Raw genomic sequence first — 14,822 nt, forward strand, 5'->3', positions numbered from 1 at the left:
TATTTTCGACTTAATATAATATTTCTTTAGTATTAAAGCATTTAATGAACAGATCACTAAATTCAGTTACTTATATCGGCTTTCTAAGGGTAATATTTAATTTTGTGGCAATTTTTTGTGGACTTTCAAAATTGTAAGATGAGATTTCAAGGCCTTATAAAGTTAATTAGTTAAACTAAATGCTTTTAGTTTCAAAAAATCTATAGAATTTCTTAAGGTTTTTACATGGATTTTGTTTGGGAAATAGAAAGGCCCAGATGAGACTGGGCCTTGAATATTTTTAAATATATAATTTTGACTTATTCAGCTGCAAAGTAGCCAATGTAATCTACCGAACATGTGTCTGGATCAACAGCAATTGCAGCATTAAACCAACCAGAGTGTTCAGAACCAATTGCAGAGTAGATAAGCTTATCTTCGTTGAATTGTGCTAGCTTATTTCCTCTTTCATTTAGAAGTTCGCTACCTTGAGTAAGGTACATTAGATACTTCACTTCTAGAGGGCGATCCGCTCTAATCTTTCTTTCAAGTTGCTTACTTACGGCATTGTCACAAGCGATTACGTTTGAGCTAATTGCTAGACATGAGATAAACGATAAAAGAGTAATTGCTAATTTCATAAAATGGCCTTTGTGTGGGTTACAGTTGGCCGCATCCTATCTAAATAGGGTGATATAGACAAGCTCTAGAGATTTTAAATGTAAAATTTGCTAAGAAATTAACAAGATCTTAATAATTCTCATTTGCGAATTTTAGTAGCTTCTGCTCATCAACGATATCAATACTTCTGCCACTCTTAGTGATTAAACCTTGCGCCTCTAATTCACTTAAGATTCTTGTCACACTTTCAAAAGTTGATACCGCAAAGTCAGCTATCTCTTTTCTCGTCCAATTGTGTTCAGGATGCTTGAGTTTCAAGTAGACAAGTGCCTCAACAATTCTGGCCTTAGCTGATTTATCTGCCATTCCGGCCAGTCTTCTCTCTGCATTTCCTAGCTCTCTTGCGAGAATCTTTGTCATATTCTTCAAGAGGGCAGGGCTTTCAAGACATATATTGTCACACTGCTTACGATCGATGAGCATAAGCTTAGCTTTCGTCAAGCTAACTGAGTTTGCATGATAAGGAGTTTCTAGAAAGTATGAACGATGGCCAAAGATTTCCCCTGGCCCGTAAACTCTTAGGAAGCTCTCTTTTCCATTTTCACTATTGTAGTAGAGACCAATAATGCCTTCTTCTACAATATAGAGATATTGTGGGAATTCTGACTCTCTGTATATAACTTCACCTTTTTGATATTGGCGATAAATAGGTTGTTCAATATTGTTTAAGATTTCCTTAATCATGTTTTTCCAAGTTTGATGGCGATCAATGTTAATTTATAATCATTATATATAATTAATTTAACTTTGAAAGTCTTAGAAGACTCTTAAGAAGTAATACAAAGTAACGATATTTAACAAAAAGGTGAGTATATGACTAACTTTACATGGCCGCTTGTGGGCGGAATTTTAATTGGAGTAGCTGCAGCATTTTTGCTCTATTTTAATGGGCGAGTTGCGGGTATTTCTGGAATATTTTTTAACTTCCATAAGAAGAATGATGGCGGGCTTTGGAGAGTTTTCTTCGTCCTCGGTCTGTTGGCAGGTGGACTGATCGTTAAGTTTGTTAATCCTGATTTCTTCTCTTACGCACTAGAGCTCTCATATCCTAAGGCAATTATCGCAGGATTATTTGTTGGAGCAGGAACACAACTTGGTTCTGGTTGTACAAGTGGTCACGGTGTGTGTGGATTATCACGTTTTTCTAAGCGCTCATTTGTTGCAACTTTAACTTTTATGGCCGTTGCAATAGCAGTTGTTTCTTTAGTGGGGTTACTATAATGAAAAAATTTACAAGTTTACTAGCTGGAATCATATTTGGAATTGGGCTTACTGTATCTGGTATGGTGAATCCGAAGAAAGTTATTGGCTTCCTTGATATCTTCTCTTTACAGGGAGGATGGGATGCTTCTCTTGCATTTGTAATGGGTGGAGCTGTTGTTATCGGTGTAATTGCAACCAAGCTAATTACAAAGCGTGGTGCACCAATCTGTGACACTCAATTTCATCTTCCGACAAATAAGATTGTTGATAAAAAGCTTGTTACAGGTGCCGCTTTATTTGGTATCGGTTGGGGGATTGCCGGGATTTGTCCTGGGCCAGCAATCGTAAACCTTATTAACTTATCAGCACCAATTATTGTCTTTGTTCTATCAATGGTGGCCGGTTCAATTCTTATACGTAAAGTAGTTAATTAGAAATTCTTTTTACTTTGCGAGTAAGGTAGTTTGTTGTGTCCTTATAAATACTAATCCATTCGTGAAATGCGACGAAAAAAGGATTATAGCTTTTTATAGGGACAGACCTGCCATATTTAATTTTTATCGATTCTTCCTCTTTTTGAAAACTTCCAAATAGACGATCAAAAATAATCAATATTCCACCAAAGTTTTTATTCTTATAGATATCGTTTCTACCATGATGAACTCTGTGGTGACTTGGTGTATTGAAAAGATACTCGATAAAGTTAGGAAGTTTTCGTATGACTTCTGTGTGTAGCCAATATTGATAGAATAGATTTAACGATAGAATTCCGAAAATTTCATCTGCTCTTATTCCAATCAATAGTAAAGGAGATAGGAATATTATTTGCCCTGGAATAACTGCGCCCCAGCCTAGTCTTAAAGCTGCTGTTACTTGCATTACATTAGGAGTGTGATGTACAGAATGACTTGCCCATAGAAGCCTTACTTGATGTGCTGTACGATGAAAAACATAATATGCGAAATCAACCAAGATAAAAACTAAGATTAGCCTTACTAAAGCAGGCATTTGAAAATCAAAGAATTTATACTTTTCTATATGTGATGCAATTAAAAATAGAAGAGGACTACCGATGAATTTTGTTAATAGTGAACCCGACATAACAATGAGAGAACATTTGGCCTCTTTCTTATATTCATCATTGTAGTCAATTATCTTTCTTCTTTCGATCACATATAATGTTGATAGGTATATCGTTAAAATGATTATTTGGTTTGCACTGATATTATTCATTTAATAATGTCCTCATTTTTCATCAAAGAAATCACTTGTGAGGTTGGCCACATACTTTCTATCTTGAATATGACAGAAGTGATCCGTATTTTTTATTTTATGAATTGAAAGGTTGTCATTAATTGATATTAGGTCTTGTATATTTGAGTAAGGTGTAAAGATATCATATTCACCCGTAAAACAGAGGGTCTTGCAGGTAGGTACTTTGAGCTCTTTCGTTTTATTTTTTAGAGTGTAACAACTAAGTAATTGTCTTTTAAAATCATCTTCGTTTAACTTGCTAAGTGTATAGCTAAGTAACTTTCTAACGAAAAAAAAGTTTTTTATATTACTCTTCTCTCCATGGTTTAATAAGGTTTCCAGAGTTTGATTCTTTAAAACTTCTTTATCATTAATAAATGAACTATTAATGATATTATCGATATATTCGTGACCTCGTTGGCTTATTGGCCCAAATGCTGCTAGAACACATTTTTTGATATTCAATTTCGATTGAGTAATGGAGTTTGCGTAAATCCCACCAAAGCTCGAACAGATTAGGTTAATATTCTTATAGCCAAGATCGGAAAGGATATCTGATATTCTCTTGGTAACTTCATCTATATCGATTTGTTTATTAGTAAAATACTTATCTGGTATTTTCGAAAATTCAAATATGATTGTATTTTGCTTCTTTGTGAATTCTTTTAAAGCTGATTCAATATTTTTGATATTTTGGAGTGCTCCTCCTATATACAAAACAGGAGTCGAGTTATCAGCTTGTGTTTTCTCAATAAATGCAAATTTGTATTCACTACCATCATTAAAATTGAAGGTTTCAATATTCATGGCCCATCCGTAAAAAGTAAATTTTTATCAATATTTATTATTAACTATTGTCTGATGTCAAGTATTTATATTTAACTTGGGACTGTGTAAAGGGGAGGTCGTTGAATAAAATATATTGTTTTAATATAGTAAAATTAGCTTGCTTGAATTATGATGATCTTAAGAAAATTTATGGAATATTCACTCTCTGATCTAAATGTAATTATATATGTAGCTTTTACTCTTTTAGCTGCTCTGTACTATCTTGCATTAAGCTTTCATGCTTTACGAGTTAAGCTAATTTTTAAATCGACTTTGCCAATTGAAAGAATGCCTTTTTATCAAGGGATGATTTGTTTTCTTATTACTTCTTTGGTTTTTGTTCCCATGTATTCTGATTATAAGATTGGAGTTACTCTTCTTATTTTCTTCTTCATTTTTCTTGCTCGTCTAGATCTGTGGAGTATCTTAAGCAATATTCTAAAAGAACATAGTCTACTTATAACGATGTATAAGATAGTGGTTTACTTGGCCCTTTTTATTTTTGGGATTCATTTCTTTCTGTATTTAATTGAGGGCAGTGGTGCATGTTGTATAAGTGATGATGTACTTTCAAAGACAACTAATGAGCTCACAAAATTAATCATGCCATTTAATATGAGTAAACTCTTAACAGCATCTTATCGTGTCGTCGCTTTTTTGAGTTTATTAGTCTATATTCGCTTTGCTTATCTTGCATACAAAAAAGCCGACAAATTCTTACTTGTCGGCCTTTGTGTCAATATCATTTATTATTCGTATTTCTTTTTAAACTTTATTGTTTTTCACAAGTACTGGATTCCAATTTTTTATCTCGCTGATCTTATAATTTACCTCGCACTCATAAAATTCAGCAGAAAGAAATTGAGCTAGTTACACTTCCCAAGTTCAAAATTAATTGTTCCGTATCCGTTTATGCAAGTCGAGCAGGTCATATATGCCTTAACCTGATCACCGGGAGCTATCGAAATATTTACATTTCCACCAGGGAAACCAATTCCTGCACCCGTTGGAGTGTTATTTAAGACAACATCAAAGTTAGCACTTGAGACATCCCCAGAATTCAATTGAATATAAACATTCTCAATACACCAGTACTGTGAGGAATTAAAGCCTTCCACATCTGTTGCACTTGTCCCAACTTGGTTTTGAATTCCAAAATACCAAGTTAAGGTTGTGTCAGCATTGAAGAATTCAAAAGAGAGTACGGCCCTATTATCATTTTCAAAAAGGTAGGCATTACCATCAGCATCTGTTTTAAAACATGATGATAAACTAAAAAGTAGTGTAATTAATAATAGCGCTCTCATTAAAACTCCATTTCATATAAGACGCTAAAGTCTTTATTTTTAACGATAATATCTTGTGCAATAAATTCGCGGTGTAAGAAATTAAATAAGAGGGCAGTTGACTTCGAAAGATGTCTTCTCGCTCCTAGTTCAAAACCTTTTCCAGAGTAGATGGCAATATTTGGATGATGAGTGTCAACAATATATGAACGGTAATTTGTTAGGAATGTCCAATTATCACTGTAGTCATATTCAGCACCAAATTTAAGGTAAGGTGCAAATTGTGTTCTTTGATCCATTACTGGAGTTAGGCTCGTTTCAAATCGTGCAACTAGAAACATTTCGTCATTCATAAAATAACCTGCTGTAAGTCTGAAGCGATTATTTAATCGGTAATAAGCTTGAATTCCTAGCTCAAATGTCAGAATATCATCATCCATTTCTTCTGGTTCTAGTTTATCTCGATCCATGAAATAGGCATGAATTCCAAAGATGTAATCAAGGTATAGTTGTTGATTTAATACATGACGGTAATGTCCAATAATATCAGCACCAAGTCCGATATAATTGTCATCATCACTTCCATTCATATTTCCCATCGTCGCATAATTCATTTGCTTGGCACTAATTCCTGTTTTAAGTCCCCACGAATTTTGCATACCTGCTAATTTGGCAGCACCTGTATAAGGGCGGTGGTCTACAACTTCATGACCTTGAACTTCTTTGTATTCAATTTTGTCATTAAGTTTTTTGACAACTTCTTTTGTCTCATCATCTTGCTTAGTTGCAACAAAGCCTTTCTTTTTGTCTAGCTCGATTCCATTGGCAGCAACAAATTGCCCTGTGTTCTTATCAACACTCCCAACATCAAGTGACTCGTCTTGGATCGCTGGAATAAAAATCGCAGAATCAAGATCGACGATAGCACCATTTTTTGGAACTTCGTCTTCTTCAACATCCTTGCCATAAAGATCTGTGATCTGTTTCTTACTAAGATCCTCTGTCGTTGCTTTTTGGATATCGCTTCTTTTCACACTTTCTAAATTCTCATTCTTTTCAAGTGCTATAAGCTGGCTTGGGTTAACTTTTTGTGGTGGAGTTTCGTCATATAGGTGTGCATATGTTGTTGATGCAGTCCCTTTTTTAACAATCGTAACATCATCGCGGTCAAGATTGTCTCTAACGGTTTTTTCAGGATCAATACTCTCACTATTAATTTTCTTAACAGCTACTTCTCCCTCAAGAGTGACAACAGAAGTTGCTTGGTTTTCTTGGCTGACGACTGTAACAAACTCAGTTCCTCGAACACCTAAGGCCATTGTTTTTGTTTTGATATAGACTTTATTAAATGCGCTATGGCCCTTAGACTTTTTGGCCGGAACAATTTTAGATCGCATCTTTCCGTTTAGAACCTGAATAATACTTCCTGATTTCTTTTCCACTTTTGTGAGTTCGATTTTAGAATTTGGCCCAACAACAATATAACTTCCGTCATCTAGAATCTCAATTTTCACAAATGAGCGAAGTCTGGTTACAATAGAAGTATTTTCTTTTAGTAATTGTCCTTTCTTGATCCAAGTTGCTTGCATGGCACCAGGTGGAAGTTGTGAAACTTCTCCTCGTATATTTACAACTTTTGCAAAGGCGGCAATTGCATTGGATTGAATAAAACTCAAAGAAATTAAGAGAAATGATATTTTAATTAGATTCATAAAAGTAAACATCCGTGTTTAATTAATTTATCTAATTATAAATAAAAAACAGATGAATGTTTACTTTTTTTTACTTTCTTTAAACAGATTCAGATGCAGTCTGTAGATAATTTTGTAAACCAATTTTATCAATTAGTGAAAGTTGAGTTTCTAGCCAATCGATATGATCATTTTCAGTATCTGAAAGTAGTCCCAATAGTAGGTCTCTTGAAACATAGTCATTAACAGACTCACAGAGGGCGATTGCCTTTCTAAGTAATTTACTATTTTCAACTTCATACTGAAGCTCATCAGATAATAATTGCTTCACATCACGACTTGGCTTGTATGGAAGACGCGTTCCTAACTCAGGTAGGCCCTCTAAGAAGATAATTCTTTCAATTAGCTTGGTTGCGTGAATTGTTTCATCATCTTTTTCATGATCAATGCGCTCATATAATTTAGTCAGTCCCATGTCTTGAAAAAGGCGTGAATGAAGGAAATAGAGATCAATGGCCGATAGCTCTTGTGTTAGTAACTCATTAAAAATAGTGATAACTTCTTGATTTCCTTTCATTTTTTCTCCTTTTATAAAGCATACATGAAAGCGGTTCTTTTTTAAATACAATAATAGTTGAGTAATACGCTAAAGTTATTCTTAAGATTATCCGATAATTTTACTACGTGATTAGGACGTAGGAGGAATTATGAAAAAGTTAATGGCCATGGCCGTATTAGGGCTTACGCTCGTTTCTTGTGGGACATCCCCTCAGCGAGACATTGCATCGGTAGAGGGTGCTTGCTCACTACAAAAGCATCCAGCTAAGAATCATTATCGTATCTTGATAAACGATAAACCTCATAGCCAGTTTTGGTATACAAAAGGTGATGCGCTTAAGATTCAAGACTCATTTTCTAAAAAAGGAATGTGTGAAAACTAAGATTTAATTATTTAGGGAGAGAAATAAAAAGGCCCGCGGATGCGGGCCTTCTTTTGTATTGAAATATTGAATTATCAGTTCTACTTGATTGCTTCACGAATCTTAGAAGATAGCCAGTCCATGATCCAAACAATCGCTGCAATAACGATTACTAGAAGACCAACTTCATTCCATTTCGCTAGACCTTGGTACTGCATTAGCATTGTACCAATACCACCACCACCAACTAGACCAATTACTGTGGCCATACGTACGTTGATGTCCCAACGGTAGATTGAGAAAGATAGGTATGGAAGAACGATTTGTGGAACAACACCAAACCAGATTACTTGAACTGGGTGTGCACCTGTTGCCATCATTGCTTCAATCGGTCCATTAGAAACGTTTTCAATTTGCTCAGAGTATAGCTTCGAAAGTGAAGATACAGAGTGAAGACAAAGTGCCATCATACCAGCGAAAGGTCCAATACCAACCCATACAGAGAAGATAATCGCCCATACTAGTGGCTCAATTGAGCGTGAAACGTTTAGAAAGAATCTAACAACAGAGTAAATTGTCATTGTTAGACGAGATCCATTCATTAGGTTTCTAGCTGCAAAGAACGCTAGAACAAATGCAATTGGAAGTGCTACGGCCGTTGCAATGAAGGCCATGTAGATCGTTTCAATTGCTGCAAAAAGAGCTTCTTCAAAAATTGCAAAGTTTGGTGTTAAAAGAGCTGTAAAGATTCTCTTAGCACCAGTCATTCCTGATTCAGAAAGGAATTCATAAATTGAAATTTGTGAAACATAAATACTAGCAATAAATGTTAGTGCTACTGTTGCAATAAGTACGAATGAGAATGGCTCTTTCATAAATAGAGTGTTCTCATCTCTTTTCATAATACCAGTTAATCCGCGTCCAAGAGACATTTTAGTTGTGTAAAGAGCTGCTGCTACTACAAAACCTGCTCCAAGAGCGATTAGTGGTTGGTTCCAAGAAAAGTCTGGGTAACGTAGACCAAGAATTAGTCTCTCCCATACGATCTTCCATGAAACAAGAATCATGTATGACCAAAGAAGAAAATCGATTAAGAAAGAAAAGAAATTCATCTTAACTTTGTATGATGTGTACTCTTCTCTTGGTTTTGGTAAGTTATTAACTTGCGTATCTGCCGTTTGAGTCGTCGTTGTCATTATTTAATCCTATATCCAAAAAACTTAGTTAATTGTTACTTCTACAGCATCTTCGCCATAAATTGTCTGGAACCATTCTTCGTTAATATCAAGTGGTTGACCTTCATAGATCAGCTTTCCACCTTTTAGAGCTACTACGCGTGATGCGTATTCTCTAACAAGTGATAAGAAGTGAAGGTTACAGATAACTGTAACACCAAGTTCTTCGTTAACTTTTTTAAGGTATTGCATAACAGAGTGAGAAGTTGCAGGGTCAAGAGACGCAACTGGCTCATCAGCAAGAAGAACCTTAGGGTTTTGCATAAGAGCGCGAGCAATAGCTACACGTTGTTGCTGACCACCTGAAAGATTGTCTGCACGTACGTTTTCTTTACCTTCAAGACCAACAATCTTGATGTATTCCATTGCTTTTTTCTTATCTTCTTCAGAGTAGATACCAAGTACCGACTTGATAACTCCTGTTCTTGCAAGTGTTCCAGAAAGAACGTTAGTCATAACAGTTCTTCTTGGGATTAAGTTAAAGTGTTGGAAGATCATCCCGATGTGTGAGCGTGCAGTTCTCATTGCACTACCCTTAAGTTTAGTGATGTCTTGTCCTTCGAAGATGATCTCTCCACTAGTAACGTCGTGAAGACGATTCATACATCTTAGCATTGTCGATTTCCCAGAACCTGATAGACCGATAATTACTAGGAACTCGCCTTTGTTAACGTTGAAGCTAACGTTGTTTAGGGCGTGGCATCCGTTCGGATAAACTTTGTTAACATTTTTAACTTCTAGAATCATTTTTATTCTCTCTTTATTTAATAAAGTAAAAAACTACTATTTCTTGTTAAGTTGTTCTTCAAGATTGATATTTAGTGTTTTAATTACGTTTCTTAGTCCATCGTAATCTGCATCAGTTGTATCAACTAGGCCACCTACACTGTAAATATTTTCGAATACATCTTTTCCATCTGGAGTAGCGATGTATTTCTTAACTGCAGCAATAAAGCTTGCTGTTACGTCAGCTGGTAGATCTTTTCTAAATACGAATGGATCGTTAGGAATTTTTTCAGTGATTTGAACGATTTTTACTTTATCTTCAACATCTGGGAATTGAGTTTTTACGCGTGAACGAGCGTCACGGATTGTTCCATCTTCTGAAGGAGCAGAGTAGTAAGTTGCACCAGCATCTACTTGTCTTTGGTATACCATTGTTACAACGTTGTCGTGCTTAATAGCAAAAGTTGTGTTTCCTGGTTTTACATTGTTTTCCATCATAATTTTTAGTGGGAACATGTATCCTGAAGTTGATGAAGGGTCAGTGTATGCAAATTTCTTACCTTCAAGATCTTTAATTGAGTTAATTCCACTGTCTACGTGAGCAATGATTTGCCCTTGGTAGTAGTCGTGTCCATAACGAAGAACTTTTAGCTTTGCACTTGCACCATATTTTTCATTTGCCATTAGGTAACCGAAAGAGTTCATAACAGCAATATCAGCTCTTTTTGAACCAAAAGATTCAACAACTGAGATATAGTTTGTTGGAATACCTGTCTTGAAGTAAAGACCAGTTTCTTTCTCTAAGAATTTGATAAAGTGAACTGAATTCGACGCAATAGTGTCTGCATCAACTGATGGTGTAAAGTAAAGTTTAACAGGATTATCTTTACTTCCTAGTTTCATATCTCTCTTACAAGAGATCCCTGTCGTTATTGCTAGTACAATGCTCATTACCGCAACAATTGTGTGTTTCATTTGTTGTTCTCCTCGTATATTGAATCCTAATATATAGAAATCTAAAAAAATCTAACATTTTGAAATTACGCTCTTTTAGCATGAATAAGACAGTTTTTTAATGTCAACCTAATCACAATTATAATTATCTTTAAAAACTGAATAATTTCAGTAATTTATCTTAGGTAGTTTTTATAATATTTAGTCTTTGTCTAATTTAAACAAGGTTATAATAAGAACATGGCGTTAAATATCAAAAAACTCGAAAATCCCGTGCGTCCAACTGATCAAATAAGCTCAGATCAGACACGTGTGAAGCGGCTTCATAAAGGTTGTGATGGATCAAAAAATTTTGATGAGAGCAATAATGATAGTAAGCGTATGTCATTGATAAAAAGCTTTGTAGAGGAGCTCTACGAACGCAAACGCTCTGTGAAAAAGAAGCTAAAAGACAAAAAAGAGAAGATGAATGAGGCCATCAGAAGGCTAAATATTCTCTAATTTCTTTGTGCGCCACTACAGTCCTGATGTCGGGCAGAAATCAAGGTGGTTTGGCCTTAGTAAAGTTGTTTTCTTTAGGGCCTGGTGTGGGAATTTTCCAAGTTTTGATTCCGTAAAAATCACTCTTTTAAGCTCTTTTGGGCCATCGATTAAATGAATTTTTTCGTCCATAAGGATCTGCAGCCTTTGCATTAGTATAAGTGCTAAATCTCTATGGTAGTCATCTAAGGATGGATATAATTTTATCAAATTTTGTAGAATGTATTGTTGTGTTTCTTTATGCGACTCAAAAATATACTGGCAGGCCATAAAAGTAAGTTCAAGCTTTGAGATAAGCTTCTTTTGATTTCCATTCCCTGACATCTTTTTGGCAAAAACAATGGCCAGTTGCAATTGATGATAACACTCTTCCGAAAGATTATTGTTAAAAGCTACTTGCGCGTTGTTGAGGTAGTTTTTTATCGTAAATATTTCTTTAAAAACTTTCGTCACCTTTTGTTTCTTTGAGACAACTGAGAAAGTCGATTTAAAGAGATCACAGTAGTGAATTTGCTTTATTTCAAATTTCTTTGAATCAAAAATTGAAAGATAAATATCACCTGAATTAATCGTTAAGGCCGAGATTGTCGTCGGCCAATGTTTCTTCTTATATGTATCAAGATGGTATTTAAAATAATCTTTTTCAGTCCTTTCTTTGCCGTCATAAACATGAACTTCTTGGCCATCAATAGCAACAACTCGGTAATTACCACCAGCATCCTTTATATGGAACTCCCAGTGGAAAACAAGCTCTTGTTCTTTTAAGAATTTTACGGCCTCATTAATATCGTTGAAACCTAATAAAACAACTAGGGCCAAGTAGCTTGCGCTCATTCCCTTATAGTTGATCTTTAATGCATCTCTTTGCACTAGTTGGACACTTAATCCCGCTTCATTAACACCACCATATGTTGCAAAAGGTGACATTAGGTTTTGAATAACGATGGCCTCAAGGTTTTGTCCGGACTTGAAATGAACAAATCTAATTTTGTCATTGAAAGTCTCTTGGATTGGAGTATTGATTAACTCAATTGGAGAGTTCGCTTCTAAGTGATAATCTTTTATCCCTTCAAAGACAGCACTTGGGTTATTTAAGTACTCATGCATAAAGCTTAAATAAAGTGCGTCTTTTGGACTGATACCTAGGCCTTGAGCGTAGCTAGTTATTAGCTTATGATACGACTTTCTATAGTATTCATCCGAATGGTCTTTTAAAAAAGTACTTTGGTGGGCAAATACCTGACTAAAGAGTTTATGAATTGCGCCTTTTAAAATATTTGGCCCAAAATATGAGCTTTCTCTCAAATTACTCCAGGCAAGTTTTACATCTTCCTTATCGAGGGCGGCCAATTGGTAAATTGATTCCTCTAAATTGTCGAAGAGTTCTATGTATAGTGGAGAATTTTCTTTAAATGGAGCGCTCATGTCTAATATTTTAAGTTCACTTGTTAATCCTAGCAATCAAACTTTTATTGCCGTATGTGTTGCCTTGTCTGGTCTTAGAGTGGCCATTGAGTTAACTAGATTCTCTCCGGCCAACTGGCCTATTTCAAAACAATTTTCTAAAAACTTTGGTGAAGATTTCACTCAAAGGTTTCATAAAGTAGGTCTATATATTTGTATTGGACAAATTATTCTGTGGGCCCCTGAGCTTCTATTTGCTTCTTAGTCTCACTTTCATTTGCTAGAAGATTTCCATCATATAACTCAATCTTTCCATGGTAAGAGTTGAACGGAGCGCGAATATTTAGCTGCGATTCATTGCCTTTTTTTCTAATGTAAATCTTCACTTCTTTATCAAGCCCATGGTGTTTTACATTATCCTTGATTTGAAAAATCTTATTTAAGAAAAGTCCGTTTTGACGTGCTGTAACTTTAAAGTCTTCCACTCTTTTTAGCTCATTCCAAAGCTGTCTCGGCTCAACTCGGCCGGATAACAGCTCAGAGAATGTTAGATAAATTAATGGGTCTGACTCAAAATTATCTCCCATTAAAACAACAGAAGATGGAATATCTGTCATGTTAACGATATCGAGTAAGTGGCCTAGCTTATAAATTCCTTGAGTCTTGATATCTTTTGGAGTTAGATCATTTTCTAATATAGAAAGAATGCGGCGATAATCTTTTAGAAAGATACCGGCCGTGAAAATTTCATTAGCGTATAGCCAGTCACGAATTGCATCTTCATAAAAGTGTGGAGATGCTGAAAGAATAAATGGGTGATATCCCATTTCAATATATGACTTAAGAAGTTTCACTGAATTATCTAATGTTGGATAATTCTTTAAAGGACTTGTTAATGAGTCATAGATTTCACTTGGCTTCGAGTATTTTGTTTCAACAAGCGTCTTATCAAAGTCACAGATAATAATTTTTCGATTATCTGTAATCTTTAATGGGATGAAGGTCCCAAGATGTAACTCAAGCCCTGGGTATTTAGAAATTTCGTAGGCTTCAATCTTTGCCAAGCAATCCTTGCAATCTCTAGGAAGAGGTATCTTGGCAAGCAGGCCTCCATATGAATCTGTTTCTAAGTTCTTTGTGAAGAGTTCTTTGTTATTTTGATCTAAGGCCACAACCTTAATTTCGAACTCATATGCCCTAAGTAATTTATAAGCTTGAATAGGAAAACGCGCTTCAAATTTTTCAAAGTCCTTATTCTTCGAATACAAATTTTCACTCATTGTGAAGTCTGCCTTGAGATTAAGGTAGTTATTCGTCTGAATAGCTAAAAAATTTACGGCCTTGGCCCTTTTCAACTGATAAATCCTTGTTAAAATAGACTTTAGTTTATTTTATTCCACAAGAGGTTATATGTATATTGAATTCATTGGAGAGCAACCAGTTTATATTTCGATGGGCATCAAAGTTGTTTGCTCAATCTTTCTAGGTGGCTTTATCGGATATGACCGTGAACAGAAGATGAAATCTGCTGGGATAAAGACGAATATGTTGATCTGTCTAGGGGCAGCAACATATACATCTCTTAGTGTTCTGACCATGAGTGAGCATATGGGCACGGTGGCCGATCCCAATCGGATGGCCGCGCAAATTGTAAGTGGTATCGGTTTCTTGGGTGCAGGGGCCATTATACAAGGCCGTGGTAATGTTGTAGGGATGACGACTGCAGCTACTGTATGGGTTGTTGCTGCTATTGGGATGACTGTTGGATTTGGTTATCCTGTGATTGCTAGTTTGATTACAATTTCACTTTTTGCAGTTCTGCGTCTTATTAACCCAGTTTATCGTATGCTTGAGTCTGAGAAGGCCAAGCAAAACTTCTATATTGAAGTGCTTTCAAATGGTCGAATTCGTGGACATGTTAAGGAGATTCTATACTCAAGAGTTGAGGATATTGAAATTGTAAGTGAAGAAGTTCTTGATGCTGTATCAGACGAAAGACTTCTAACTTTAAATGTTCAGCTTCACCCTCGTTGGGTTGCTCCGATTAAGCGTGAAATTAAAACGCTCATTCGTGTGAATAAGGTTGAGTTTCACCAAAGAGATCGTGATATTTTATAAGAA

The 14,822-nt window shown here is 35.5% G+C and carries 19 protein-coding genes; 7 read left to right on the top strand and 12 right to left on the bottom strand.

The window, feature by feature from the left end; genetic code table 11:
- Positions 1–299: 299 nt before the first annotated feature.
- Both ACMAWV_RS08050 and ACMAWV_RS08055 read right to left on the bottom strand, forming a co-directional pair.
- On the bottom strand, positions 300–620 hold the full coding sequence (locus ACMAWV_RS08050) for a hypothetical protein (protein ID WP_103217369.1): 321 nt from the start codon (positions 618–620) through the stop codon (positions 300–302).
- 109 nt (positions 621–729) lie between these two features.
- A complete protein-coding gene (locus tag ACMAWV_RS08055; RefSeq protein ID WP_103217368.1) occupies positions 730–1,344 on the bottom strand; it encodes a Crp/Fnr family transcriptional regulator in 615 nt (204 codons plus the stop codon).
- Positions 1,345–1,473: 129 nt separating this feature from the next.
- Here ACMAWV_RS08055 and ACMAWV_RS08060 point away from each other — a divergent pair, with 129 nt between their 5' ends.
- Together ACMAWV_RS08060 and ACMAWV_RS08065 are read left to right on the top strand one after the other, a co-directional pair.
- The gene (locus tag ACMAWV_RS08060; RefSeq protein ID WP_412469603.1) at positions 1,474–1,881 is read left to right on the top strand and encodes a YeeE/YedE family protein; all 408 of its coding nucleotides are present in this window, start codon (positions 1,474–1,476) and stop codon (positions 1,879–1,881) included.
- Positions 1,881–2,297, top strand: coding sequence for a DUF6691 family protein (locus tag ACMAWV_RS08065; protein ID WP_392991785.1), 417 nt, complete (start codon positions 1,881–1,883; stop codon positions 2,295–2,297). The genes ACMAWV_RS08060 and ACMAWV_RS08065 overlap by 1 nt, the downstream gene beginning before the upstream one ends.
- Here the strand turns inward: ACMAWV_RS08065 and ACMAWV_RS08070 are convergent.
- Positions 2,290–3,096 (bottom strand): sterol desaturase family protein, encoded by an 807-nt coding sequence (locus ACMAWV_RS08070; RefSeq protein ID WP_392991787.1) that lies wholly within the window; start codon positions 3,094–3,096, stop codon positions 2,290–2,292. The two genes, ACMAWV_RS08065 and ACMAWV_RS08070, sit on opposite strands and share 8 nt — an antisense overlap.
- 12 nt (positions 3,097–3,108) lie before the next feature.
- On the bottom strand, positions 3,109–3,924 hold the full coding sequence (locus tag ACMAWV_RS08075) for an alpha/beta fold hydrolase (protein ID WP_392991789.1): 816 nt from the start codon (positions 3,922–3,924) through the stop codon (positions 3,109–3,111).
- Between the two features lie 171 nt (positions 3,925–4,095).
- Here ACMAWV_RS08075 and ACMAWV_RS08080 point away from each other — a divergent pair, with 171 nt between their 5' ends.
- Complete coding sequence (locus ACMAWV_RS08080; RefSeq protein ID WP_392991790.1) at positions 4,096–4,815, top strand: hypothetical protein; 720 nt, start codon at positions 4,096–4,098, stop codon at positions 4,813–4,815.
- Here the strand turns inward: ACMAWV_RS08080 and ACMAWV_RS08085 are convergent.
- The 3 genes from ACMAWV_RS08085 to bfr all read right to left on the bottom strand — a co-directional run bounded on the left by ACMAWV_RS08085 (position 4,812) and on the right by bfr (position 7,499).
- Positions 4,812–5,252: a hypothetical protein gene (locus ACMAWV_RS08085; protein ID WP_412469602.1), complete on the bottom strand. Its 441-nt coding sequence runs from the start codon at positions 5,250–5,252 to the stop codon at positions 4,812–4,814. The two genes, ACMAWV_RS08080 and ACMAWV_RS08085, sit on opposite strands and share 4 nt — an antisense overlap.
- Positions 5,252–6,943, bottom strand: coding sequence for a FecR domain-containing protein (locus tag ACMAWV_RS08090; protein ID WP_412462656.1), 1,692 nt, complete (start codon positions 6,941–6,943; stop codon positions 5,252–5,254). The genes ACMAWV_RS08085 and ACMAWV_RS08090 overlap by 1 nt, the downstream gene beginning before the upstream one ends.
- Positions 6,944–7,022: 79 nt before the next feature.
- Entirely contained in the window at positions 7,023–7,499 is a 477-nt protein-coding gene (gene bfr, locus ACMAWV_RS08095; protein ID WP_103217361.1) for a bacterioferritin, read from the bottom strand.
- Between the two features lie 130 nt (positions 7,500–7,629).
- On the opposite strand from bfr, the gene ACMAWV_RS08100 reads away from it, so the two are divergent.
- Positions 7,630–7,863 (top strand): hypothetical protein, encoded by a 234-nt coding sequence (locus ACMAWV_RS08100; RefSeq protein WP_103217360.1) that lies wholly within the window; start codon positions 7,630–7,632, stop codon positions 7,861–7,863.
- An 80-nt stretch (positions 7,864–7,943) separates the two neighbouring features.
- Here the strand turns inward: ACMAWV_RS08100 and phnE are convergent, their stop codons facing one another.
- The 3 genes from phnE to ACMAWV_RS08115 are packed head-to-tail and all read right to left on the bottom strand — an operon-like array spanning position 7,944 to position 10,778.
- Complete coding sequence (gene phnE / locus ACMAWV_RS08105) at positions 7,944–9,038, bottom strand: phosphonate ABC transporter, permease protein PhnE (RefSeq protein WP_103217359.1); 1,095 nt, start codon at positions 9,036–9,038, stop codon at positions 7,944–7,946.
- A 24-nt stretch (positions 9,039–9,062) separates the two neighbouring features.
- Positions 9,063–9,824: a phosphonate ABC transporter ATP-binding protein gene (gene phnC, locus ACMAWV_RS08110; protein WP_103217358.1), complete on the bottom strand. Its 762-nt coding sequence runs from the start codon at positions 9,822–9,824 to the stop codon at positions 9,063–9,065.
- A gap of 36 nt (positions 9,825–9,860) precedes the next feature.
- Complete coding sequence (locus tag ACMAWV_RS08115) at positions 9,861–10,778, bottom strand: phosphate/phosphite/phosphonate ABC transporter substrate-binding protein (protein WP_392991797.1); 918 nt, start codon at positions 10,776–10,778, stop codon at positions 9,861–9,863.
- 219 nt (positions 10,779–10,997) lie between these two features.
- On the opposite strand from ACMAWV_RS08115, the gene ACMAWV_RS08120 reads away from it, so the two are divergent.
- A complete protein-coding gene (locus tag ACMAWV_RS08120) occupies positions 10,998–11,258 on the top strand; it encodes a hypothetical protein (RefSeq protein WP_103217356.1) in 261 nt (86 codons plus the stop codon).
- Positions 11,259–11,273: 15 nt separating this feature from the next.
- On the opposite strand, the gene ACMAWV_RS08125 is transcribed toward ACMAWV_RS08120, so the two are convergent.
- Entirely contained in the window at positions 11,274–12,722 is a 1,449-nt protein-coding gene (locus ACMAWV_RS08125; RefSeq protein ID WP_412469601.1) for a hypothetical protein, read from the bottom strand.
- On the opposite strand from ACMAWV_RS08125, the gene ACMAWV_RS08130 reads away from it, so the two are divergent.
- Positions 12,721–12,966 carry a hypothetical protein gene (locus ACMAWV_RS08130; protein ID WP_103217354.1) on the top strand — a complete coding sequence of 82 codons (246 nt, stop codon included), beginning with the start codon at positions 12,721–12,723 and terminating at the stop codon, positions 12,964–12,966. The genes ACMAWV_RS08125 and ACMAWV_RS08130 overlap by 2 nt on opposite strands.
- On the opposite strand, the gene ACMAWV_RS08135 is transcribed toward ACMAWV_RS08130, so the two are convergent.
- Positions 12,929–13,981 carry a phosphatase domain-containing protein gene (locus ACMAWV_RS08135; RefSeq protein ID WP_412462654.1) on the bottom strand — a complete coding sequence of 351 codons (1,053 nt, stop codon included), beginning with the start codon at positions 13,979–13,981 and terminating at the stop codon, positions 12,929–12,931. The genes ACMAWV_RS08130 and ACMAWV_RS08135 overlap by 38 nt on opposite strands.
- 130 nt (positions 13,982–14,111) lie before the next feature.
- On the opposite strand from ACMAWV_RS08135, the gene ACMAWV_RS08140 reads away from it, so the two are divergent.
- Positions 14,112–14,819, top strand: a complete 708-nt coding sequence (locus ACMAWV_RS08140; protein ID WP_103217352.1) for an MgtC/SapB family protein — start codon at positions 14,112–14,114, stop codon at positions 14,817–14,819.
- Positions 14,820–14,822: the final 3 nt, after the last annotated feature.

Origin of the sequence: Halobacteriovorax sp. RT-1-1, from assembly GCF_047085455.1 — a bacterium.
Lineage (GTDB): Bacteria > Bdellovibrionota > Bacteriovoracia > Bacteriovoracales > Bacteriovoracaceae > Halobacteriovorax_A.

Bases quoted from the DNA above. Each gene is read 5' to 3' on its own strand.
- ACMAWV_RS08055 (WP_103217368.1), bottom strand. From the start codon at position 1,344: ATGATTAAGGAAATCTTAAACAATATTGAACAACCTATTTATCGCCAA.
- ACMAWV_RS08060 (WP_412469603.1), top strand. From the start codon at position 1,474: ATGACTAACTTTACATGGCCGCTTGTGGGCGGAATTTTAATTGGAGTA.
- bfr (WP_103217361.1), bottom strand. From the start codon at position 7,499: ATGAAAGGAAATCAAGAAGTTATCACTATTTTTAATGAGTTACTAACA.
- ACMAWV_RS08125 (WP_412469601.1), bottom strand. From the start codon at position 12,722: ATGAGCGCTCCATTTAAAGAAAATTCTCCACTATACATAGAACTCTTC.
- ACMAWV_RS08140 (WP_103217352.1), top strand. From the start codon at position 14,112: ATGTATATTGAATTCATTGGAGAGCAACCAGTTTATATTTCGATGGGC.
- ACMAWV_RS08085 (WP_412469602.1), bottom strand. From the start codon at position 5,252: ATGAGAGCGCTATTATTAATTACACTACTTTTTAGTTTATCATCATGT.
- ACMAWV_RS08130 (WP_103217354.1), top strand. From the start codon at position 12,721: ATGTCTAATATTTTAAGTTCACTTGTTAATCCTAGCAATCAAACTTTT.
- ACMAWV_RS08090 (WP_412462656.1), bottom strand. From the start codon at position 6,943: ATGAATCTAATTAAAATATCATTTCTCTTAATTTCTTTGAGTTTTATT.
- ACMAWV_RS08070 (WP_392991787.1), bottom strand. From the start codon at position 3,096: ATGAATAATATCAGTGCAAACCAAATAATCATTTTAACGATATACCTA.
- phnC (WP_103217358.1), bottom strand. From the start codon at position 9,824: ATGATTCTAGAAGTTAAAAATGTTAACAAAGTTTATCCGAACGGATGC.
- ACMAWV_RS08075 (WP_392991789.1), bottom strand. From the start codon at position 3,924: ATGAATATTGAAACCTTCAATTTTAATGATGGTAGTGAATACAAATTT.
- ACMAWV_RS08120 (WP_103217356.1), top strand. From the start codon at position 10,998: ATGGCGTTAAATATCAAAAAACTCGAAAATCCCGTGCGTCCAACTGAT.
- ACMAWV_RS08100 (WP_103217360.1), top strand. From the start codon at position 7,630: ATGAAAAAGTTAATGGCCATGGCCGTATTAGGGCTTACGCTCGTTTCT.
- ACMAWV_RS08080 (WP_392991790.1), top strand. From the start codon at position 4,096: ATGGAATATTCACTCTCTGATCTAAATGTAATTATATATGTAGCTTTT.
- ACMAWV_RS08065 (WP_392991785.1), top strand. From the start codon at position 1,881: ATGAAAAAATTTACAAGTTTACTAGCTGGAATCATATTTGGAATTGGG.
- ACMAWV_RS08115 (WP_392991797.1), bottom strand. From the start codon at position 10,778: ATGAAACACACAATTGTTGCGGTAATGAGCATTGTACTAGCAATAACG.
- ACMAWV_RS08135 (WP_412462654.1), bottom strand. From the start codon at position 13,981: ATGAGTGAAAATTTGTATTCGAAGAATAAGGACTTTGAAAAATTTGAA.
- phnE (WP_103217359.1), bottom strand. From the start codon at position 9,038: ATGACAACGACGACTCAAACGGCAGATACGCAAGTTAATAACTTACCA.
- ACMAWV_RS08050 (WP_103217369.1), bottom strand. From the start codon at position 620: ATGAAATTAGCAATTACTCTTTTATCGTTTATCTCATGTCTAGCAATT.